Genomic DNA, 21786 nt, shown 5'->3' with positions numbered 1-21786 from the left:
TCACATTTCTGTTATTTAAGCAGCCGGAATCCGGCTGTCAGCACATCACGGCTGTTGCTGCCTACATAAACATGGAACAGTCCGCGGTCACTGGATAGGCTCAAGTCGCTATGATGATAGCGAAGCTGCTTTTCTTCCATGCAGAATACGACCTCAGCGCTTTCTCCCGGAGCCAATTCAATCTGCCGGAAGTCTTTCAGCTCTTTGACCGGACGGACAACCTCCCCGGAAATGTCACGCACATACAGCTGTACAGTTTCGGTTCCGGCTGTATTGCCCGTATTGGTGACTATCACCTTCACTTCAATGGGCTGATCCTCTTTCATGGTATCGGATGAGAGCATAAGCCCTTCATAAGCAAAGGTCGTATAACTAAGTCCATAACCGAAAGGCAGAAGCGGGTCATTCGGACTGTCGAGATACTTGGAGACATACCGGTTCTCATCTTCCACAGCCGGTTTCGGACGTCCGGTGCTGAATGAATTATAATACACCGGAACCTGGCCAACAGAATAAGGGAAAGACATGGTCAGGCGCCCGGAAGGATTGACCTTGCCGTATAACAGATCCGCCAGTGCGGCTCCGCCTTCACTGCCCGGGAACCAGGCTTCCAGCACAGCCTCGGCCTGATCATACACCCCATGAAGGTCAAGCGGCCGTCCGTTAAACAGTACAATGGCAACTGGCTTGCCGAGCCCCTTCATAAGCCGGATTAATTCCAGCTGCGCATCCGGCAGCTGGATATTGGTGCGGCTCCCGCCTTCGCCGCTCATATGGGACGATTCACCGACGGCCAGTACAATCACATCTGCTCCTGCTGCTGCCGTTAGAGCCTCCTCCTTCTGAGCCTCCGTAATGGAATCAATCCCTGAGCCTCCGGCAACGACTATATGATCAGGATTGCCTGTTACAGCCCGCATGGCATCACTTAACTTCACTGCTGTCTCTTTGGAGCCGGTCCAGGACCACCAGCCCAGAATATCTCCGCTGTCCGCAAACGGCCCGATCAGCGCCACCCGCTGCTCTGCACGAAGCGGGAGCACGCCTTCGTTCTTGAGCAGCACGCTTGATTTCTCGGCAAGCTTCCGCGCAGCCTGACGGTGCTCAGCAGAATAGACAATTTCCTTCTCCCGTACCGGATCTGCACCGCGCATCGGATTATCAAACAGTCCAAGCTTCTCTTTAAGCCGCAGAATGCGCAGTACAGCTTCGTCAATCCAAGCTTCATGGACAAGTCCTTCATCAACCAGCTCAGGCAGATGATGCAGATAGCTGGTGGTCATCATATCGATGTCGACACCTGCCCGTATCGCCTTAAACGCTGCTTCTTTATCATCTTCAGCTGCACCGTGGGCAACCATTTCCTTAATAGAGGCCCAATCAGAAATGATAACCCCTTCAAAGCCCCATTCCCTGCGCAGTAAGTCACGGAGTAATTTGCGGTTTCCTGTAGCCGGAACACCATCTACAATATTGAACGAGGTCATAACCATTTCGGCTCCGGCATCAAGGGCCTTCTTATAGGCGGGTAAATAATACTCACGCAGCTGGCGCTCAGACAAATCGACCGTATTATAGTCCCGCCCGCCTTCTGCAGCACCATAGGCCGCAAAGTGCTTGACGCAGGCCGCCACACGGCTGGTGTCTCCTGCCAGGTCATCTCCCTGGAAGCCTTGTACGAACGCCTTGGCAAAGACGCCATTCAAATAAGGATCTTCGCCGGTAGATTCCATCACCCGTCCCCAGCGCGGATCACGGATGAGATCGACCATCGGAGCAAACGTCACATGCAGGCCGGATACAGCCGCCTCACGAGCTGCGATCTCCGCACTTTGCTTAGCCAGTTCCGGATTCCATGAACTGCCGATGGCCAGCGGGATGGGAAAAATCGTCTTGAAACCGTGGACAATGTCTGCCATGAACAGCAGCGGAATTCCCAGCCGGTTATTCGCCAGATGAGCTTTCTGTACGGCCATCATTTTGGCTGCACCGGCTACCCCGAGCACGGAACCCGCATTGCGTACCGTTTCGCTTTGGATGCCGAGCTCTTCCATGGGGCCGGTAATCTCCGAATGATCACCCGGTTCGTCATAAAAGGGAGCTGCCAGCTGCAGCAGCTGGGCTATTTTCTCTTCCAGTGTCATGTTCTTTACATATTTGTTATACAGATGCTCAGTCATAGTTGTAACTCCTCCACCGATTCGAATAATATCGAATCGTTTCTTTCTCCGTATCCCTTTATTTATAAGGTTTTATTTATATATTGTTTTAATTTTTCATAAACGTTTCACTAATTTTCGATAAACCACTGTTTCTACGGGATAAGACCGCTGCCCCGCTCTCCCAGAGCGGAGCATTCAGCTGAAGCCACAAGACATCAGCTAATAAGCCAAGCTATTTCTTCACCGGTTAGTTGTTGGTTTTAACCGAATTCCGTTCAATCAGTTCAATCTTAAGCTTATAGAAATCATTGACCAGGTCTCCGTTAAGCATCTGGAAGAGCAGATGTCCCGCCAAAGAACCGGACTCGTACATCGGCTGGCGGATTGTGGTCAGCGAAGGCTGAATGTATTCAGCCAGCTGAATATCGTCGAATCCGATAACCGAAAGTTCATCCGGCACCGAAACTTTAGCTTCCTCCAGTGCTTTCAATCCCCCGACCGCCATTTCATCATTGGCATAGAATACCGCTGAGGGCAGTTCGCCTTGCATCAGCATCATCTTGGTCGCTTTATAACCGCCTTCACGTACAAAGTTCCCGCTAAGCTTCCATTTCGTCTTCTCGGTCAGTCCGGCTTCGCGCATCGCCCGGCAGAATCCCTGATAACGCAGCGCATTGTCATAGGAATCGACAGGTCCGCTGATGTAAGCGATGGAGCTATGCCCTTTTTCGATCAGGTGCCGGGTTGCAATATAGCCCCCTTGTTCACCATCTACCACAACATTAATGAGACCTTCACCGGCAATCAGACGGTCCATCGCCACGATTGGAAAACGCGGTCCCGCCGCCGCATGCAGAATTTCATCTGTAATGTTATGGGCCAGCACGATTGCCCCGTCTACGCGTTTTTCCAGCATGTATCTGACTGCGGTTGATTCTTTTCCGCCCATTGAACTGCAGGCAATCAGATCATAGGAGTTGGACAAGGCCACATCTTGAATGCTGCGGATTAATTCCGAATAATATGGACCTGACAGGTCCCTTAGAATAAGGGCGATTGTATTGGTGCGGCTCCGTTTCAAATCCATGGCAAAACCATTTTTCTGATAATTGAGCTGCCGTGCCGCTTCCAGCACCTTTTCTCTTGTTTTTGCGCTGACTTTACTGTCCCCGCTCATCGCATAGGAGGCCGTCGACAGTGCCACCCCTGCCAGCTTTGCCACATCCTTGATCGTTGCCATCCTGTTCAATCCTTCCTCAGCACTGCAATATGCTTCTATATACTATTTTATGCCAGAGATCGTATATCCTTCTATGATGTGCTTCTGGAAGAAGATAAATATAATTACGATCGGAACAACCATAAATGCAGCACCCGCCATCTGCAGACCAAAGGCTGTACCATATTGTCCTTTCAAAAGCGACAAGCCGACGGATAAGGTGTACAGTTTCTCGTCATTGGCAATAATCAGCGGCCACAGGAAGCTGTTCCATGCCCCGATAAAAGTCAATATCCCTTGAACGGCAAATACCGGCTTCACAATCGGCACCATCAGCTGGAAAAAGATCCGCAGCTCGCCCGCTCCATCCAGTCTTGCCGCCTCCAGCAGATCCATCGGGATTGTGGTCATAAACTGGCGGAACAGGAAGATCGCAAACGCGCCTACGAGACCCGGAAGTACAATGCCCGCCATCGTATTCACCAGATGCATCTGATTGATAATCAGATAGGTTGGAATCATGGTAACCTGACCCGGAATCATCATGGTCGCCAGTATCACATAAAAGAATTTATTTTTACCGGGAAAATCAAATTTAGCAAAGGCATAGCCTGCCATCGCATTCAGGAACAGTCCGACAAATGAACAGAGCACGATAATCAGCGTGTTCTTCAAATAGATCAGAAAGTCCATTTTCACAAACAAATCGCGGTAGTTGTTAAACGTAGGGTGATTCGGAAATAATGACGGCGGAATTACCGTAAATTCGTTCTCAGGCTTAAAGGATGAGCCAATCATCCAAATGAACGGCACCATCATCAGCAGTCCTCCGATAACAAGCAGCGCGATCATTATTCCTTTTTCCAGTCTTTTCATTCTGAGTGCCATGCCAGTTCCCTCCTTCTTAAGCCTTCAGCAATAGCGGAAGCTTAATATTCTACTTCTTTCTTTTTGACCGCGAATTGAATCAGTGTCACGATAATGATGATAATGAACAGCACGAAGGAACCCGAGGCTGCGTAGCCGAATTTGCTCAGCTGGAACCCGTTGTTGTAAATGAAGAGCGCCATGGACATGGTCGCATTCAGCGGGCCGCCTTTGGTCATTACCAGCGGTTCTTCGAAGAATTGAATCCAGCCGATCAAAGTCGTAATGGTCACAAAGAAAGTAGCGAATCCAAGCAAAGGAACGGTAATATAGCGCAGCTTTTTCCAGCCGGTCGCACCGTCGATTTCAGCCGCTTCATAATAGGAGCGCGGAATTCCCTGCAGCGCAGCCAGGAAAATGATCATATTGAGTCCGATGGATTTCCAGAACGCCAGCAGAATCAGAGATAATTTAGCCAGAACGGGGTCCTGAAGCCACTGCTGCGCCGGTAAACCAAACCAGGAGAGTATATAGTTAAACAAGCCGTAGGAGCCGTTATACAAATAGCCCCACACCACTGCTACCGCCACAATATTGGTGATGGAAGGCATATAATAGATGACCCGGAAGCTTTTGAACAGCCAGCCGGAGCCGTAATTGAGCAGCAGGGCAACGCCCATCGAGGCCATCACAACAAGCGGAACTCCAATGACCACGTAAATTAACGTATTGTACATCGATTTGAGGAAAATCGGATCCTTGAAAATATCAATATAGTTGCTGAATCCAACGCCGCGAATGTTCGAATAATCCGCAAGCCCCACCAGATCCATATCCGTAAAGCTGATTACCAGTGCAATAATAATCGGAATAATGGAGAACAGCGTCAGCAGAATAACTGCCGGAGCGATAAACATATAAGGATACTTATGCTTGTTCCATTGCTTCACAAATGAATTCACTTGCCTCACACCCTTTCACGTTCTTTCACTTTCTTCCTTCGGGAAGAGAAACAAGCCTACTGCCGGAACCTCAGATGGAGATCCCGGCAGTCCGCCTGAAGGAAAATCAGATATTATTTATTGCCAAGGAGCTCGTTGGCCTTATCATTCAATTTATCCAGCTCGGTTTGCGTGTCTGCGCCGCCAATTGTAATCTGTTCAAAAGCAGCCATTGCCGCCTGGGCAATTTCCTCGTATTCCTTCACCGTTGGAGCAGGACGTGAATTCTCCAGCTGCTTGCCGAAAGCGGCAATCATCGGATCACTAAGCGCTTCATTCGTCCAGGCAGCCTTCAGGGCAGGCATGGAATTGGAGGTTTCATAGTATTTCAGCTGTGCTTCCTGTTCAGCCATGAAAGCTATGAACTTAGCGGCTTCGTCCGGGTTTTTGCTGTAATTGAAGATCGACAGATCTGCACCGCCGATGGATGAAGTATTGGTTACTTTGGCCGGGAGCGTAGTTACTGCCCACTTGCCGTCAATTTCCGGAGCCTTTTCTTTAACCGTCTGGATCATCCAAGGACCGCTGATGAACATCGCCATCGTACCGTCTTTGAATGCTGCCACGGTATCCAGGTCCGTGCCTTTTGGAGATAAACCTTCATCATAGAAGCTCTTCAGGAAGTTAACCGTTTCTACATACGCCGGCTGATTGAACTGTGGCTGACGGTTCTCGTCGATGATTTCACTTCCGTTCTGCCAGGCAAAAATGACCGGGTAGATGGAGTCTTTTCCTTCAATCGGCAAAGCATAATGTCCGGCTCCGCCTTTTTCGACCAGCTTCTTACTGGCATCCTTCAGCTCATCCCAGGTTTTCGGGCCTTCAGGATAGCCTACACCGCTGAGCAGATCGGTCCGGTAGAACATCGCACGGGTTTCAACATAAAACGGAACAGCGACCGTCTTACCTTCGTACTGTGTAGTTTGAACAGCCCCGTCGAAGAAGTTGTCCGCTTTCATACTTGGATACTGCTCGATATATGGAGACATATCCTTGAGGGCCCCGGCAGCCGCAAATTCCGGAATCCAGGTTGTTCCCATCTGGACAACGTCAGGACCGTTCTTGGAAGCTACAGCCGTCAGCAGTTTATCATGGGCAGTGTCCCAAGGAATCGCCTGAACATCTACTTTAATTCCAGGATTCTTAGCTTCATACATTTCAGCAATCGGCTTAACGGTATCCGATGTACCCATGAACCATACTTTCAAAGTCTTGCTGTCCCCGGAAGCGGAATTGTCTGAGTTGCCGCAGCCTGCCGCAACCAACGAGAAGCTGAGTAGCAATGAAGCAATGGTAAAGCCAGTTTTCTTTTTCATTCTCTTTCACCCCTGTTTTAGTGTGAGCCAAACGTAAGATTACTATGATTAAAGCCCTTACATCGAAACGTTTCGATTGTTATCGAAAAAAAATTCGAGTTTATTCGTTGTTTTTCGCGTTTACACCTTCATCACAGTTACTATTAACCCATTATCCGGTAGATAAAACGACATTTTAGTCGTTTTCAAAAGTGAATGAGTGCCGCAGCTGATCCTAAAGCTGATTAATCGAATAATTAATTCGAATCGTTTCGATAAACTCATTATAATTCTATGTGTTAGCGATTTCAAGTGGCTGAGCTAAAAACTTTTCGAGTATCCCAGCCGGAGGATAAAGTGTAAATAATAGGATCAAATTTATGCAGCAAAGGAATGATCATAATCCGCTGTTCAGCAGAAACAAAGAAACAGTTCTCCCAGTCTTTCTGGAGGTAGCGAGAGATATCAAATATATGGATTAGCCTTTCAGTAAAAAACCAGGGGCTGCCTCCTTTGTGGAAAAATCCACTTTAAGGCAACCTCTGGCTGTAATTTCCCCGTAAACCTATTTACCGTAAATTTTTCCCTCTTTTACCTTCTGCACTTCATACATATTTACAGTTGTACTGAGGATAAAAGCCGGTTTCTCCTGCCCTCTGCTGTTACGGTGGCCCTGGATATGGGCATCGCTTTTCTCCCAGTTCTTCCACGCGTCTTCGGATTCCCAGCGGATCAGCAGCAGCACCTCCTCATTGTCTTTGCTTTTCTTATTGACCATTACACTGATATCAATGAGTCCCGGCATTTCTTCCAGCGCACCCGGTGCACTGAATTTCTCAATGACCTTATCACTGTTTCCTTTCTCAACTACAATGGATCTCGTCTGAATGAACATCGATTATACCTCCAATGAGCCAATAAGCTGCAAGAGTCTCTCTCCGCCTAGGCAATTTTAGTAAAATTCAATCTATATTTCATTCTAATTGATAATCATTATCAATACCAGTCCTGCTTCTCCAAGTATTTTTTAATTTAAAATAAACAATCACTTGCTCAGGCATTTAAGCGTTAATACACTTGGAACATATTAACTAACCACTACAGAAAGCAGGAAAATCATGAACCTGACCGTTGAACTGGCTGAACAGCATGAAGCACATATCATTAAAAATCTTTATCCGCTCTATCTCCATGACCTATCCGGCCATTATGGATTTACTGAAGGAACCGTGATGAACCAGCATGGGATTTTTGAAGACGACCCGGAGATCCGCACCTTGGAACAGCAATATGATGCGCAAAATATATGGTGGGAGAAACCGGGAATCCTATTTCCTTTTTTGTTCAAAGCTGGCTCTGTCCCCGCGGGATTCGCACTTATAGCCACCCCTCCTCATTGTGCAAAAGGTGTTGATTTTTTCGTAAACGAATTTTTTGTACTTCAGCCATTTAGAGGGACAGGTCTCGCAGCACAAGCCGCACTTCGTGTATTTGAACGTTTTGCAGGGGTGTGGGAGCTGTACACCAACCCGGCCGCAAAAAATATTACCGGACAGAAATTTTGGCGGAAGACTGTAGCGGGTTATACAAAGGGTGACTACCACGAAGCTGTTGAAGAGACCTTTGACGGAACAAAAATGGTATTCAGATTTAACAACGGGAACAAATAGGAGGTTCTTATGAGCGGGGTAACAGTATATCATGTGGATGCTTTTAGTAGAGAGGCGGGTATGGGGAATCCGGCAGGGGTCGTTTTGAACGCAGGTGAACTCACAGAGAAACAAATGCAGTCAATCGCCGAACAAGTGGGATTTAATGAAACGGCCTTCCTGCTGCCTTCTGACCAGGCGGATATGAGAATCCGTTATTTTACACCTGGCCATGAAGTCAACCTCTGCGGTCACGCCACTATTGCCACCATCTATGCTATGAAAACCAAAGGACTTCTGGGTGATCAATCCGGAATAACAATTGAAACAAAAGCCGGCATTTTGCCCGTTCACATTAAAGAGGATCACTCCAATCAAATTCTTATTACCATGCAGCAGGCAGCACCGGAGTTCATGCCTTTCAACGGCTCACCTGCCGACTTGGCCGCCTGTCTTGGTCTTTGGGCGGAGGATATCGATCCACGCTTTCCTATAATGTATGGAAGCACGGGGTTATGGACGCTTCTGCTTCCTATTCGTTCTCTCGCTGCCTTCAAACGAATGTCACCGGATAATAACCGCTTCCCTGATATTTTAAAGGAACTGCCGCATGCTTCCCTGCATCCTTTTTGCCTGGAAACCTATGCTGCTGAGGCGGACATGCATGGCCGGCACTTCTCTTCCCCTTACTCAGGCACCATTGAAGATCCGGTAACAGGAACCGCCTCCGGCGTAATGGGTGCATATTATGCCAAATACATCCGGCCGGATCAGGAACATCTGGAACTGCTCATTGAGCAAGGACAGGAGATCGGACGCAATGGCAGCGTTAGGGTAACAGTGAATACAAACGGTCAGGAGGTCGCAATTACGGGCACCGCCGTTTTTGCCGGGGAGCTGAGCATTCAGATTAAGGAATGATGCAGTTATGGAGACAAATGGAGAAAGTGTACCTTATTGGGAATGTCCATGAGATAATACATACCCTCTTTTAGAGTCAGACTGATGCGAGTATCAGTCTGACTCCAAAAAGCCTCCGTCTATTTTGAAAGGTTAATTCTCAGCTTCACTGCTTCATTACTTGTTTTTGTCGTAAGCTCCAGTATGAGAGATTCCGGATTATCCAACAGATTACTGGCATACACTCTCTCAAACCCGTCCTCTGTTCCGCCTCCTGAAACCATAGGCATCTCCAGTGCGCCATCCTCAGTCTTGGACTTTATCACAGTTCTGAGAGAAGCCTCATTAATCTTCAGCCGTACTTCCCAGCTGTTCTCATCCGGGTTCTTTAGAGTGAACCGTGCAGATATCATTAACGGGGACAATTCAAGCTTACTAAGTACGACTTCATGACCATCAAGGATGACGGTCTTATCCGGATAAAGAATTCGGGTCACCGTCTTTTTAAACTTGGAATCCAGTGTGAAGCTGATCTTGAGTCTTGGCGAGTAATGCATATCCGCAAGGATGGTGCCAGTCTTGGGATCGTCCATCTTGCCCGGGTCTACAGAAGCAATCTGAAACTCCGCCTGCAGTTCCTCCGGAAAAGGCTTGCTCCGGTCCAATTCAAATTCGGTTTTTCCATAAAATTTATGATAATTGTCCTGACCCAACACTTTGTCATGAGCACCCATGCCACCGGCTGACGTCAGGTAACTTCGGGTCCGGGTATTCAAAATCCTGCTGCTGCTGACGTTGTAGACCTCCTGGTCTGCTTCCGTTGTGGCAGTATACAGAATGAGGATTCTATTCTCATCTGCCGTTACTGCGTTCAGTGTTATCCTGTAGCCCTGTATTTCAGCACTTTTGTTGATCAGCTGGATGTAGTCATTGCGGATTGCTGATTCTAAAGTTGTTGAATTAATATCATAAGTATTGAATTCCTTAAAGGACTCCAGTTCTCCCCAATTGACAGTTTGCGGGAACACCGCTGTCCGGGGTTCTTCGTGTATTATAGGGATTATAAACAGCACAATAGCGATTACTGCGGCAGCTGCCAACCCGAACAAAGAGCCTGTCGTTAGAGTAAACCGTTTACTATTCCGGATGCCCCGCTCCATTCCGCTCTGAACCGCAATTGTTAAGTCACTGTTGCTTTGTCCCGCTTGAATGTGCCGCTGAACACGGGCCGCATCCGATAGCATGGCCCGCTCTTCTCTGCTGTTAATCATTCCAATCCCCCCTATCCTTCATAATGCCTCTTAATTGCTTCAGCCCTTTATGCTGCCAGGTCTTAATAGTCCCTTCAGGCTTGTTCAACAATTCAGCGATGTCCCCCAGCGTCATGTCATTGTAGTATTTGAGCAGCAGCACGTGCCGGTATTTTGATTTTACTTGTTCGAGTGCTGAGAGCATATCCATACGTCCGGTGTCATTTTCAGTCACAGGCTCCTGCATGAACTCGTCAGGTGTAGGAACACTTCGTTTCCTTCTCCGCTGCTCATCAATACAGACATAGATCAGAATTCGGATGATCCAAGCTCTAAAAGCTCTAGGATCCTTGAGCGCCTTCCGCTTGATCCATGCCCGGCAGGTTGTCTCCTGCACTGCCTCCAGTGCATCGGTCTTGTTGCCAAGATAGCTGTAGGCAATCTGATACAGCTTATCGCTATGCTCCATCACCGCTTCATAAAACTGTAACTCCTCACCGGATGCAGCACCCGTTAACCTTTTCATCTCCACGCCCGGCATCGTCATCTTGCCCCTCCTCTCTCTATCCTTACAAAGTATAAGACGGAGAGTATCCACAAACAGTTTTACCTTATGCAGTTTGTACCTGTGATTTTTCTTAATCCTCTGCCGCATCAAAAGAGAGCCCTCCCCATTGGGGGAAGGCTCCTCTGCATGAAACTTTCAGCTTCCGGACCTCCGGTAGACTTTTGAACATAAGGAGTGACTCCGATTTTTTTCGCATGAACCGGTATAAGCTTTTTCAGATTATGAACCTATGTACCGTCAGACAGCTTTTCCCGTGAATTAACAAATTCAGAACCGAAAAATCCTATAGGCTTATCGTCTTCATCGTAATAACCAATCCGGTAATTTATAGCATTTAGCGTAGCCATTCCAGGATAAATGTTGAGTTTCCCTTCAATGGACTGAGAATCCCCGTCATCATCTTGAAAATAGGCCGCTGCAGGACGTAAAGCAATGCGCACTTCTTTCTGCATATCCTCGAGGCTGTCAAATTTATATAAAGCAAACTGGGGACCGTTACCCGAATACAGCAAAATGGTTCCGTCCTTTTTAAAATATCCATAGGATGCCGTAAAGGGTAAATGATTGACCGGTTCAAAAGTATCCCTATTATAAACAGCGGTTGACCCTAAGACTTGTTTCCCCCTGGCAAACAACAACTCGGCCGGATCGGGCCCGTCCTTATAAACTCCGTATCTCTTGCTCAGATCATCGGCAGCAAACCGCTGTCCAGCGTAATATACATATTCTCCGTCAGGAATCACTACTTTTGATCCGTAACCATTCCCGCCATTTGTATGCTGCAAGACGGTATTTGTTTTTGTATCCAGACTATACAGATTGCTGACTGAAAAATCGGTTTCACCGATATATAATAGCGATTTATCCCTATTCATTGAAAGTGAAGGATTGTTGTAAGACTGCGGAAAATTGCTGTACGCGTCATCAAATTCACCAACAGCATGCCAATAGTTTCCATTAGCATAATAAACTTTTCCATTTCCTGCAGCTATATCCGTAGTATGTATGCCAATTTCAAGTTGAGTGACCGGAGCCATAAAATTGCTCTCGCCCAAAGTATCGATCCTGGCAAGATGTGTACTTCCATTTAGTGAAACATAGATTACTCCGTTATGGATATCCACATCCGATGGCTGCGAACCTATATAGCGGTCTGCTACCACTTTAAACGATACACTGTTGATCTGCAGCAGCCGGTTACTCTCTTTGGATACAGCATACAGATACTTCTCATCTTTCCCTATAGCCCAGGCATTGAGGTTCCGGTTGAATGTAATCCGGTTAGTACTGTCACTATATTCAATTGCTGCAGAATCAATCGGGAGATTATAGCTTGTCTTAGACAGTAGGGAAGTCCATTTATTGTAGCTGTAAATAGTATGGTTATGATCTACTTCCATAAAGGTTGTCATTATGAAGTCATTAGCGAACTTTAAGACATTTATGCCTTCATCCTTGGTATATATTCCGATATCACTATAGATGTAGGCATCATCCACAGCCCGGATCTCGCCAGGAGTGGTGGAAATTGTGGACAATTTATCAGGATTAAGCCGGAGTGATCCAAAATAAAGTTCCCCGTCATTCACCACCACATTAGAAAAGTCATTCCCATCCGGCTCCACTTGAGCTTGCTTGACTCCAGTAGCGGTGTCAAATACTGTAAGCAGATCACTGAATATTTCCGTTTCTGTAGCGTAGAGTTTGTGAGTCTTCCTGTTAACTACCAGTGAAGGCCGTGAAATATTATTTTCAACTACCCTCTCTTCACCCGTTCTTAAATCTTTACGGTAAACCTTACTCCCCTGATCATTATTAGAATAGTAGAGGCTATTTCCGTCAACTGCGACCTGGGAGGGCTTCACTTTTGTCGGGATCCTAGCTTTTATTGCCCCTGTATCCAGGTTGACTACCGCGATAAAAGTTGAACCACTCAGAGCGACATAGAGTCTGTTATCTACCATATCCATGCCTTCAGGACTTTTGCCGACAATTAGTCTTTTATCGATCTGCATTGAATCTTTATTGATAAAAAGCAGTTCATTGGTTTCACGCGACACAGCGTATAAATAACCTCTGCGTTCATCCAGCTTCATGCTTGCCAGCCTCGAACCAGGGTCAAGGGAAGTCTCCGAAACAACCGTTCCCAATGCATGGGCAGTAGAATTCGCAAATCCAAACGGCAGTACACTTGTGATACCCAACACAATGATGATAAAAAAAGCCAAGCTTTTTCTATAACGACGGTTCATGAACTGTCTCCTCTACCATATTTTCCATATACTTTTCCAGTATATTTCATCTTCTGGATTCCTGTATATATGTATTGGTTCACAGTTTGTTATCCGGCATAATAAAAACAGCCGTAAACTCCACACTTGGCGGGTTTACGGCTTGAGAATATGATGGATATTATTTACAGCACCCAGTTCCCATTGCGGAAGACAGGCTCGATCGTTCCATCAGCCAATTCACCGTCGATATCCAGCTCAGCTGAGCCGATCATGAAATCAACATGTGTCAGGCTGACGTTGGCGCCGCGTCCCAGCAGCTCTTCACTGCTTAAGCCTACGCCGCCCTCGATATTTACCGGGTACGCGCTGCCCAGCGCAAAATGACAGGAAGCATTTTCATCAATACCTGTGTTATAGAATACTCTGTTCAGTCTTGAAATTGGTGAATCATGCTGCACTAAAGCCACTTCACCCAGATAAGAGGCTCCTTCATCGGTCTCCAGCAGGGAAGTCAGATGCTCACGGCCGGAAACGGCATCATAAGCAGTAACCTTGCCATCGGTAAAGGTGAACGTAATCCCGTCCACAAGGCGGCCATTCAGGTTCAGCGGAAGTGTACTGGTTACAGTGCCGTTAACCCCGGTCCGCTGCGGCATGGTATAGATTTCCTCTGTAGGCATGTTCGCCACAAAATACACTCCACTGCCGTTTTCGCCGCCACCGCCGCGCCAGAGATGGCCTTCAGGCAGTTCCACATGCAGGTCCGTGCCCGGTGCGCGGTAATGCAGACTTTTGTACCGCTTGGCATTCATCCGGTCCTGGCTCTGCTTCAGCTGGGCAATATTCTCACGCCAGGCAGCCACCGGGTCCTCTGTCCCCACACGGTTCATCTGGAAAACAGCTTCCCACATCGCATCAATACGATCTTCCCGGGGAAGATCCGCGAACACCTTGTCCGCCCAGGCGCGTGTCGGCGCTTTAATCAGCGACCAGCTAATTTTACTGCTGCGTGTGTAATTCTGGTATTTCTTACGGGCTATAGCTGCAGCTTTGACGGCTGTGGAGACCTTGGCGGAATCAATCCCGCGGAACAGCTCCGGATCAGGTACTTTAATATGTAAAATGGCTCCGCCCTCTTCGGCGAACCCTTCGAGCATGTCGGCATGCCACTGCGGGTAATAACCGAAAGAATCCTCTGGAGCCTTCTCGTAACGGATACGCGTAACCGCCTCGTCATCCCAGTCCACCATTACATATTTCGCACCGGCTTCATAGGCTTTGCCTACGATCAGGCGCGTAAGCTCGGCCGTTTCCAAAGGCGAATGAATCATCAGCACTTGCCCTGGCTGCACATTCACTCCAACCTTTACTACTAGATCCGCATATTTCTCCAGCATCAACTCAAAATCCTTGCTCATTTCTTATCCTCCATCTCTGACTGATCTTTGACTATCTTGATATCCTCAAAAAAAGCTCCAGTAGCTATTTTAACGCAAAATGAGGGCTATGGCGATTAATTGTCCTTTGACCGGAAATTTATGAGACAAAAGAAATAGGCAGTTCCGCTGAAGAACCGCCTCTTAAAAATCTATTTCTGCCCTAGTGTTTATCCACCTGCAATAAAGTAACTTCCTTCACCGTGTACGTACCCGCGAGCTTCTCTTCAGCAATCACATTAAGCTTCGCCAGACTTGCGACCTTCGACGGGTCCGCCTTGGAGAGCAGCCGCCACACCTGCGGGTCAGCCAGCGTGTTGTAGAGCTTTTCATCGTCATATTCTTTCCGGTTCTGCGTAACAAGCTTGACTCTATAGCTGCCGATTACCTTCTCCGTCTCTCCCTGATCCGCACAATAGGCCAGAATCTCCTGCCTGAGTTCAGCCAGCTCCTTCTCGATATCCTTCTGTTTGGACTTCAGTTTATAGTATTGCTGCACTTTCTTTTCCATTCTTGCTCACGCTCCTCTCCTAACATATGTATGCCGGAGAGATTAAATATATTGATTAAATACATAGAGCCGTTTTCCAGATAATTCTATAATGATATTGGTTACTTGCAGTGAATCCGGATGGATACAGCGTCTAACTGACTGCAGAGCATTTATTCGGATTACCTAAGCTAAGCTGCCGGTATAATGATGATACTCCGCCAAATTAGTTGACAGCAGGTGGGCCATGTTTACTTCGTATCTGTTTCCGATCTCATATGCCTTTATGTCTTTTCCGGTCGCGGCGATGCTCTTCACTTTGCCCTTCCTGATAGTCCAATACCGGCGGCACGGCTATATTCACAAGCTTCGGGCGTTAGTGCTTTATCTGTTGCTGCTCTATTTACTGAATGCCTTTTATCTGATTATGCTGCCCTTCCCTTCCTCCAGGCACAATTTGCCTTTATCAGGCAGCTGTATTCAGGTTGTGCCACTGCAATTTATAGGAGAAGTTGTCCGCAGCAGCCCTTTATCGGTTGACCAGCCGTCCACCTATTTGACGGTTTTGCGTAACCCTGCCTTTTTTCAAGCTTTATTCAATGTTGTATTGACAGTTCCTTTCGGCATGTTCCTGGGCTACTATTTTCGCACCCGCTGGGTAGTGTGCATTCTGCTCTCCTTTGTGCTTTCACTATCGTTTGAAATAACGCAAATTACCGGCATATACGGTTTCTTTGACAATCCGTACCGGATTTTTGATGTCGATGACCTGATTACCAATACACTTGGCGGAATTGCCGGATTCCGAATTGCACTCCGGATGTCGGGACTGCTGCCCCGGATCGAACAACTGGACAGCAGGGCGAATCTTAGTACAAAACGTGTCACCTATACCCGCAGGGGCATCGCCTTTATGCTGGACGCCTGTGTGTGGCTGACCGCTGCCGGTATACTAAGCCTGTTCCCGGTTCCCTGCCCTTTATGGATCGTACTTGGGGTATACTTCTTGCTAATTCCTTGCTGGACCCGGGGACAGACCTTTGGGAAATGGATTGTACGTATCCGGGTAGAGGGCTGCAGTAGCAGCCTCCGGCCATGGATGATTGTCCTAAGATACGGTCTGCTCTATGGAGTAACGTTCGGTATGAATATTCTGCAGTTTAATACGGCATGGGTAAACACCCTTGGACCGGATATATCCGGTCCGGCCCGTGGTATAGTGCTGCTGGCAGATCTGCTGTTCCTCATTCATCTAATCATCAGTATGTTTAAGAAGGAGCCGCTGTTCTACGAGCGATTAAGCCGGACCCGGAATATCATTGCCTGGCCTGAGAAACAGCAGCAGGCAGACACAGTAGAGTTACCGTTATCCCTTAAAAGAAAAGGAGAATCTATCCGGTGAACCAAGTTAAGACTAACTTAAACAATAAGGACGGCAGCCTGGAGTGGCAGGAATGGATTATTGAAGCGGATATCACAGCCATGCAGGCTGAAATGAACAAAGGCTCGTTAACTGCTGAACAACTGGTGAGCCTTTATCTGGAAAGGATCAACAGGTATGATTCTGTTATTAACTCTGTGCTGGAGCTCAATCCCGATGCAATGGATATTGCCCGCGAGCTTGATATAGAGCGGCAAATAGCAGGAGTCCGCAGCAGCCTGCACGGCATTCCGCTTCTAATCAAGGATAATATAGACACCGCAGATAAATTGCACACAAGTGCAGGGTCTATAGCGTTAGCAGAGTCAACGGCAGCTAAGGATGCTGCGGTCATCAGCCGGCTGCGCGCAGCAGGTGCCATTATTCTCGGGAAGGCTAATATGACGGAATGGGCTAATTTTATGGCTCCCGGGATGTGGGCCGGGTACAGTTCACGCGGCGGGCTCGTCCTCAACCCCTACGGACCCGGCGAGCTGTTTGTAGGGGGTTCAAGCTCCGGCAGTGCGGCTTCCGTTGCAGCCAATCTCATTGCCGCGGCCGTAGCGACGGAAACTTCCGGCTCGATTATCAGCCCGGCCAGCCAGAACTGTATCGTAGGGATTAAACCAACCGCGGGACTTGTCAGCATGGCTGGAATCATTCCCGGCATCGGCAGCCAGGATACCGCAGGACCACTGGCCAGGACAGTCTCTGATGCAGCGGTCCTGCTGGGAGCGATGACCGGACTGGATGAAGTAGACACTCAAGTGTCCGGAACAGCCCGGGAGGGAAGAATAGCAGATTACACGGTTTTTTTGGATGCAGCGTATATACAAGGGGTACGGATCGGTATCCCTAGGGCTATCTATCAGGAGCTCGATGAAGAGGTTTTGGCTATTATGGCAGAAGCGATTAAGCTTCTTGAACAACAAGGCGCTGTGATCGTTGATCCCATTGAGCTTCCCTGTCTTAACAGTGAATGGAGCCCGGTCATGCTGCAATATGAGTTTAAAAGAGGCCTGAATCAATATCTGGCCGGACTTGCCGAGTCCATACCCGTACATAGTTTAAGCGAGCTTATCGCCTATAATAAACTCCATAGTGAAAAAGCTCTGAAATACGGGCAAGGCACGCTAGAATGGCTGGAACAGTCCGGAGAAGGTATAACGGAAGAAATGTACCTTGAACAGCTTCGCCTATCCCGCGGTCAGGCACGTGATCATGGAATAGATTACGCCATAAAGGAATACCGGCTGGATGCCCTGATGTTCCCCGGATTTCACGGAACAGATCTGGCTGCCAGAGCAGGCTATCCGCTCATCACAGTTCCTGCTGGCTTTGCAGCCAATGGAATCGTTACACCAGGAGGATATCTTACCAAAGGCCCCCATGGCGTCACCTTCTCCGGCACGGCCTTTAGTGAGCCGACGTTGATCTCGATCGCATATGGATTTGAACAGGCGTCAAAGCGGCGCTTCCCGCCCCGCCTGTCTAAATAAACAAGCACTTTATTCATTCATCCCACGAGGAGCTGTGAACATGAACATTACCGGAACTTTATCTCCATTGCCAAGAAGTCTTCCCGAGGAACAAGGTATCCGCTCAACCGCTGTATCTGCATTTCTGGACCGGATTAAGAACCTGAACATCGAGCTGCATAGCCTGATGTTACTAAGGCATGGCCATGTTGTTGCAGAAGGCTGGTGGTCTCCGTACAGACCTGAATTTCCTCACATGCTGTTTTCACTCAGCAAAAGCTTCACCGCTACGGCCATCGGACTGGCAGTTTCAGAACAGCTCTTATCTCTGGAAGATAAGGTGGTTTCCTTTTTTCCTGACGAATCCCCCGCAGAGCCTGGTGATAACCTGTCACAGATGAACATCAGCCATTTGCTGATGATGGGTACCGGCCACACCATGGATACAATGACCGACATGCTGCAGTCCCATGAAGGCAATTGGGTCAGAGCCTTTCTTCAGCTTCCGGTTGAGGAGGTGCCCGGTACATATTTCCTCTATAATACCGGAGCTACCTATATGCTCTCTGCCATTCTGCAAAAGGTAACCAACCAGACACTCTTGGAGTATCTCGGTCCAAGGCTGTTCACTCCGCTGGGCATTAAGGATCCTACCTGGGAAAGCTGTCCGCGCGGGATCAATATCGGAGGGTACGGGTTAAATCTCACTACAGAAGATATCGCTAAATTCGGGCAGCTGTACTTACAGCAGGGACAGTGGAATAACCGGCAGATTCTCTCCAGGGAATGGGTCGCTGCTGCAAGCTCCAAGCAAATTGCGAATGGTGATGGGAGCCCGGACAGCGGAGAATGGTCACAAGGATACGGGTATCAGTTCTGGAATTGCCGGCATGGCGCCTACCGTGCAGACGGTGCCTTTTGCCAGCTCTGTATCGTTATGCCGGAACAGGATGCAGTTGTAGTGATTACTAGCGGTACGAATGATACGCAGCAGGTGATGGATGCTGTCTGGGAGCTTCTGCTTCCGGCTATGAAATCTGCCCCCTTACTTCAAGAGGAGCCTTCTGCAGTCGCAGACTTGGCTGCTCAGCTCAGCACACTGCAGATTGTACCGCCACGATGTATCCTTTCTTCAACCCTGGAAAGCTCCTTGAGCGGCCAAGTCTATAAGCTGGAAGCTAACGAGCTGGATATCGACACACTTGAAGTTTCCTTTAGCGGGAATGAAGCGGTGCTGACTATTCAAGAAAAGTCAGGTCGGCAGAGCATAGTTTTTGGGCGGGAGGAGTGGACAGCAAACTCCGCTAATATTATACCAAGCCCTTCGGGGTCCAATGCCATCATGGCCAGTTTCACCTGGGCGGCAGAGGACAAACTTCAATTGACGATGCAGCTTGTGGAAACGCCTTTTTGCATTACAGAAGAACTAACCGTGAAAGAGAAATCGATCCAACTCTCACATTCCTTCAATGTGACCATGGGTCCAAACGAACCGGTTACATTGTCAGGCTATCTCATAGAGTAAATTGCAGCTTTTAAATCTTCTAACCAAAACAAGAGGCTATGACATTCCTTAACAGGGATGCATAGCCTCTTGTAATAATACCTTACTGGATATCTATTAAGCTTCCAGACCCTTCATTGTGAGCACTACCGGACAATGGTCACTTCCCAGTACATTACAATCTATGGCTGCATCTATCAGCTGCGGCGCAAGCCGTGAAGAGGCCAGGAAATAGTCGATCCGCCAGCCGACATTCCGCTCTCTTATTTTTGGCATATAGGACCACCAGGTATAAGCTCCTTCTGTCTCCGGATAAAAAAACCGGAAGGTATCAATAAAACCCGATTCCAGCAGTATAGTCATCCGTCCGCGTTCTTCATCGGTGAAGCCTGAGTTCCCGCGGTTAGACTTGGCATTCTTCAGATCAATATCGGCGTGGGCAACATTAAGGTCGCCGCAAACGATGACAGGCTTACGTTTATCCAACTCCAGCAGATAGGTGCGGAATCGGTCCTCCCATTCCATTCTGTAATCCAGCCGTGTAAGATCCCTTTTGGCATTCGGAGTATAGACATTTACGAGATAGAAGCTGTCGAATTCCAAAGTGATCGTCCGACCCTCTGGTTCGGAATCCTCTTCCAGACCGTATCTTACAGAGAGGGGCTTGATTCTCGTAAACACGGCTGTTCCCGAGTAGCCTTTCTTCTGGGCATAATTCCAATACTGGTAATACTCTTCGCCCTGCTCCAGGACAATTTGGCCTTCCTGCAGCTTCGTTTCCTGCACACAAAAGATATCTGCAGAACTTTCTTTGAAGTAGTCGTTAAAACCCTTGCCCACACAGGCTCGAAGACCGTTTACATTCCAGGACACCAGTTTGATCATCGTCATTCTCCTTACATTTTCACTAGAATTATTCCAAGTGTAACATATTCTAAGCTGATTGGAGTTCATAGGCATGATACAATAACTGGGCTTGCCTAATTATTCTATGAAAAACGCGAGGGTTTTTAAATCTATGAACACATCTATTCTGCTCCGAAGCTTTAACTTTCTGTATTTTGCCTTATTGGCGATGTTTATCCCTTTTCTGCCGGTCTATTTAGATGATCAGGGCCTGACCCCGGGGCAGATTGGTCTGGTAATCGGGACAGGCGGGTTCATCACAATTATCGCCCAGCCTTTATGGGGGATGATCAGTGACCGGACGAAGACGATCCGCAAAGTACTTTTGCTGCTACTGCTGTGCTCAGCTATCACCGGCTACTTCCTGTATGACTCCACCAGCTATATACAGCTCATTCTGCTCGCGATGCTGCTCTATTTCTTTCTGATGCCGATCGATCCGCTGACAGAGAGCCTCAATTTCCGGATTGCCGAAGCTAGCGGCATCAGCTATGGCTCCATCCGCACCTATGGTGCACTTGGATACGGCATCATGGCTTTACTTACCGGCTATGTAATGTATTATTTGGGAGCGCACGGTTTGGGCCTGCTGTTTGCCGGCAGCTGTCTGCTGGGCTTTGTAGTCAGCTGGAAGATGCCAGATGCGCCGGTATCGGGAAAACCGGTCACGCTGAACAGCCTCAGGCATTTTTTCAGCAATAAGGAGACCCTGCTGTTCCTGCTGCTGGTGTTCATTATCTCTGTGCCGGCAAGAATGAACGATACCTTTTTAGGGGTGACCCTATTGGATCTTGGCGGCAGTGCAGCACTAATAGGCCAGTCTTTTTTTCTGGCGGCAATCAGCGAAATTCTGGTCTTCGCTCTGAGCTTCTGGTGGCTTCGTCAAGGTAAGGAACTGATCATTATCAGTTTCGCGGGTGCATGTTATTTTGTCCGCTTCTTTCTCTCCGCCTGGATCACAGACCCGCACCTGCTGGCATACCTTCAGGTTATGCAGCTCTTCACTTTCCCTGTCTTCTACTCGGCGGCCATCCAGTATTTGTACCGCATTGTGCCGGAAGAATGGCGGGCAACAGGTCAAACGGTGCTGGCTCTTCTGTTCTTCGGAGTGTCAGGAATTCTGGCTTCCTATGCGGGAGGGGCGCTGTATGGTTCCTTCGGAGGAAGAAGCTTTTATCTGTACGTGTCAGCGATGTCATTTGCCGGAACAGTCTTCGGACTGGCCCTGTACCGGACTTATGGTAATCGTTCTAAAGGAACAGAACCGAAGGTCACTTCAAAGGAATAATTACTGTTCCCGCTTCTCTTCTTTAGCAGCCTCTATCCATTACGGATAGGGGCTGTTCTTTTATAGACGCAGCAGCCTATTAAAATGTGCGAATCTCCCAAGACATCCGTTATAACACT

Annotated in this window: 18 protein-coding genes; 6 read left to right on the top strand and 12 right to left on the bottom strand. The window is 48.1% G+C overall.

The genetic code is table 11. From position 1 onward, the window contains the following. Positions 1-11: 11 nt before the first annotated feature. The 6 genes from bglX to QU597_RS12930 form a co-directional block, all read right to left on the bottom strand. Complete coding sequence (gene bglX / locus QU597_RS12955; RefSeq protein ID WP_310832991.1) at positions 12-2180, bottom strand: beta-glucosidase BglX; 2169 nt, start codon at positions 2178-2180, stop codon at positions 12-14. A gap of 229 nt (positions 2181-2409) precedes the next feature. After that, entirely contained in the window at positions 2410-3402 is a 993-nt protein-coding gene (locus QU597_RS12950; RefSeq protein ID WP_310832990.1) for a LacI family DNA-binding transcriptional regulator, read from the bottom strand. 42 nt (positions 3403-3444) lie between these two features. After that, positions 3445-4269, bottom strand: a complete 825-nt coding sequence (locus QU597_RS12945; RefSeq protein ID WP_236329418.1) for a carbohydrate ABC transporter permease — start codon at positions 4267-4269, stop codon at positions 3445-3447. 41 nt (positions 4270-4310) lie between these two features. Beyond that, a complete protein-coding gene (locus QU597_RS12940; RefSeq protein ID WP_370656265.1) occupies positions 4311-5165 on the bottom strand; it encodes a carbohydrate ABC transporter permease in 855 nt (284 codons plus the stop codon). 158 nt (positions 5166-5323) lie between these two features. Continuing rightward, positions 5324-6565: a sugar ABC transporter substrate-binding protein gene (locus tag QU597_RS12935; RefSeq protein ID WP_310832988.1), complete on the bottom strand. Its 1242-nt coding sequence runs from the start codon at positions 6563-6565 to the stop codon at positions 5324-5326. Positions 6566-7109: 544 nt separating this feature from the next. Continuing rightward, a complete protein-coding gene (locus QU597_RS12930) occupies positions 7110-7439 on the bottom strand; it encodes an antibiotic biosynthesis monooxygenase (protein ID WP_310832987.1) in 330 nt (109 codons plus the stop codon). 223 nt (positions 7440-7662) lie between these two features. Between QU597_RS12930 and QU597_RS12925 the strand changes: the two genes are divergently transcribed. Together QU597_RS12925 and QU597_RS12920 are read left to right on the top strand one after the other, a co-directional pair. Further along, positions 7663-8214, top strand: coding sequence for a hypothetical protein (locus QU597_RS12925; RefSeq protein WP_310832986.1), 552 nt, complete (start codon positions 7663-7665; stop codon positions 8212-8214). A 9-nt stretch (positions 8215-8223) separates the two neighbouring features. After that, entirely contained in the window at positions 8224-9114 is an 891-nt protein-coding gene (locus QU597_RS12920; protein ID WP_310832985.1) for a PhzF family phenazine biosynthesis protein, read from the top strand. A gap of 119 nt (positions 9115-9233) precedes the next feature. Here the strand turns inward: QU597_RS12920 and QU597_RS12915 are convergent, their stop codons facing one another. The 5 genes from QU597_RS12915 to QU597_RS12895 all read right to left on the bottom strand — a co-directional run bounded on the left by QU597_RS12915 (position 9234) and on the right by QU597_RS12895 (position 15092). After that, the gene (locus QU597_RS12915) at positions 9234-10364 is read right to left on the bottom strand and encodes a DUF4179 domain-containing protein (RefSeq protein ID WP_310832984.1); all 1131 of its coding nucleotides are present in this window, start codon (positions 10362-10364) and stop codon (positions 9234-9236) included. After that, positions 10357-10890, bottom strand: a complete 534-nt coding sequence (locus QU597_RS12910; RefSeq protein WP_310832983.1) for a sigma-70 family RNA polymerase sigma factor — start codon at positions 10888-10890, stop codon at positions 10357-10359. Before QU597_RS12910 ends, QU597_RS12915 begins: the two co-directional genes overlap by 8 nt. Positions 10891-11138: 248 nt before the next feature. Further along, positions 11139-13163, bottom strand: coding sequence for a YncE family protein (locus QU597_RS12905; protein ID WP_310832982.1), 2025 nt, complete (start codon positions 13161-13163; stop codon positions 11139-11141). Positions 13164-13327: 164 nt separating this feature from the next. Continuing rightward, positions 13328-14563, bottom strand: coding sequence for an aminopeptidase (locus QU597_RS12900; protein WP_310832981.1), 1236 nt, complete (start codon positions 14561-14563; stop codon positions 13328-13330). Positions 14564-14744: 181 nt separating this feature from the next. Further along, complete coding sequence (locus tag QU597_RS12895; RefSeq protein ID WP_310832980.1) at positions 14745-15092, bottom strand: hypothetical protein; 348 nt, start codon at positions 15090-15092, stop codon at positions 14745-14747. A gap of 226 nt (positions 15093-15318) precedes the next feature. Here QU597_RS12895 and QU597_RS12890 point away from each other — a divergent pair, with 226 nt between their 5' ends. The 3 genes from QU597_RS12890 to QU597_RS12880 are packed head-to-tail and all read left to right on the top strand — an operon-like array spanning position 15319 to position 19494. Further along, positions 15319-16473 carry a VanZ family protein gene (locus tag QU597_RS12890; protein WP_310832979.1) on the top strand — a complete coding sequence of 385 codons (1155 nt, stop codon included), beginning with the start codon at positions 15319-15321 and terminating at the stop codon, positions 16471-16473. Beyond that, the gene (locus QU597_RS12885; RefSeq protein WP_369698844.1) at positions 16470-17990 is read left to right on the top strand and encodes an amidase family protein; all 1521 of its coding nucleotides are present in this window, start codon (positions 16470-16472) and stop codon (positions 17988-17990) included. The genes QU597_RS12890 and QU597_RS12885 overlap by 4 nt, the downstream gene beginning before the upstream one ends. A 40-nt stretch (positions 17991-18030) precedes the next feature. Then, a complete protein-coding gene (locus tag QU597_RS12880) occupies positions 18031-19494 on the top strand; it encodes a serine hydrolase domain-containing protein (RefSeq protein WP_310832978.1) in 1464 nt (487 codons plus the stop codon). 96 nt (positions 19495-19590) lie between these two features. Here QU597_RS12880 and QU597_RS12875 read toward each other — a convergent pair whose 3' ends face one another. Next, positions 19591-20355, bottom strand: a complete 765-nt coding sequence (locus tag QU597_RS12875; protein ID WP_310833304.1) for an exodeoxyribonuclease III — start codon at positions 20353-20355, stop codon at positions 19591-19593. 136 nt (positions 20356-20491) lie between these two features. On the opposite strand from QU597_RS12875, the gene QU597_RS12870 reads away from it, so the two are divergent. Further along, on the top strand, positions 20492-21667 hold the full coding sequence (locus QU597_RS12870; protein ID WP_310832977.1) for an MFS transporter: 1176 nt from the start codon (positions 20492-20494) through the stop codon (positions 21665-21667). The last annotated feature ends 119 nt before the right edge of the window (positions 21668-21786 follow it).

Source organism: Paenibacillus pedocola, assembly GCF_031599675.1.
In the GTDB taxonomy this organism is placed as follows: Bacteria; Bacillota; Bacilli; order Paenibacillales; family Paenibacillaceae; genus Paenibacillus_AQ; species Paenibacillus_AQ pedocola.
Note: the sequence above shows the minus strand (reverse complement) of the source record. Positions and strands in the feature narration are given on the sequence as shown.

What these genes read in the sequence shown, in the direction of transcription:
- bglX (WP_310832991.1), bottom strand. Translation starts at nt 2,180, where the DNA reads ATGACTGAGCATCTGTATAACAAATATGTAAAGAACATGACACTGGAA.
- QU597_RS12950 (WP_310832990.1), bottom strand. Translation starts at nt 3,402, where the DNA reads ATGGCAACGATCAAGGATGTGGCAAAGCTGGCAGGGGTGGCACTGTCG.
- QU597_RS12945 (WP_236329418.1), bottom strand. Translation starts at nt 4,269, where the DNA reads ATGGCACTCAGAATGAAAAGACTGGAAAAAGGAATAATGATCGCGCTG.
- QU597_RS12940 (WP_370656265.1), bottom strand. Translation starts at nt 5,165, where the DNA reads ATGTTTATCGCTCCGGCAGTTATTCTGCTGACGCTGTTCTCCATTATT.
- QU597_RS12935 (WP_310832988.1), bottom strand. Translation starts at nt 6,565, where the DNA reads ATGAAAAAGAAAACTGGCTTTACCATTGCTTCATTGCTACTCAGCTTC.
- QU597_RS12930 (WP_310832987.1), bottom strand. Translation starts at nt 7,439, where the DNA reads ATGTTCATTCAGACGAGATCCATTGTAGTTGAGAAAGGAAACAGTGAT.
- QU597_RS12925 (WP_310832986.1), top strand. Translation starts at nt 7,663, where the DNA reads ATGAACCTGACCGTTGAACTGGCTGAACAGCATGAAGCACATATCATT.
- QU597_RS12920 (WP_310832985.1), top strand. Translation starts at nt 8,224, where the DNA reads ATGAGCGGGGTAACAGTATATCATGTGGATGCTTTTAGTAGAGAGGCG.
- QU597_RS12915 (WP_310832984.1), bottom strand. Translation starts at nt 10,364, where the DNA reads ATGATTAACAGCAGAGAAGAGCGGGCCATGCTATCGGATGCGGCCCGT.
- QU597_RS12910 (WP_310832983.1), bottom strand. Translation starts at nt 10,890, where the DNA reads ATGACGATGCCGGGCGTGGAGATGAAAAGGTTAACGGGTGCTGCATCC.
- QU597_RS12905 (WP_310832982.1), bottom strand. Translation starts at nt 13,163, where the DNA reads ATGAACCGTCGTTATAGAAAAAGCTTGGCTTTTTTTATCATCATTGTG.
- QU597_RS12900 (WP_310832981.1), bottom strand. Translation starts at nt 14,563, where the DNA reads ATGAGCAAGGATTTTGAGTTGATGCTGGAGAAATATGCGGATCTAGTA.
- QU597_RS12895 (WP_310832980.1), bottom strand. Translation starts at nt 15,092, where the DNA reads ATGGAAAAGAAAGTGCAGCAATACTATAAACTGAAGTCCAAACAGAAG.
- QU597_RS12890 (WP_310832979.1), top strand. Translation starts at nt 15,319, where the DNA reads ATGTTTACTTCGTATCTGTTTCCGATCTCATATGCCTTTATGTCTTTT.
- QU597_RS12880 (WP_310832978.1), top strand. Translation starts at nt 18,031, where the DNA reads ATGAACATTACCGGAACTTTATCTCCATTGCCAAGAAGTCTTCCCGAG.
- QU597_RS12870 (WP_310832977.1), top strand. Translation starts at nt 20,492, where the DNA reads ATGAACACATCTATTCTGCTCCGAAGCTTTAACTTTCTGTATTTTGCC.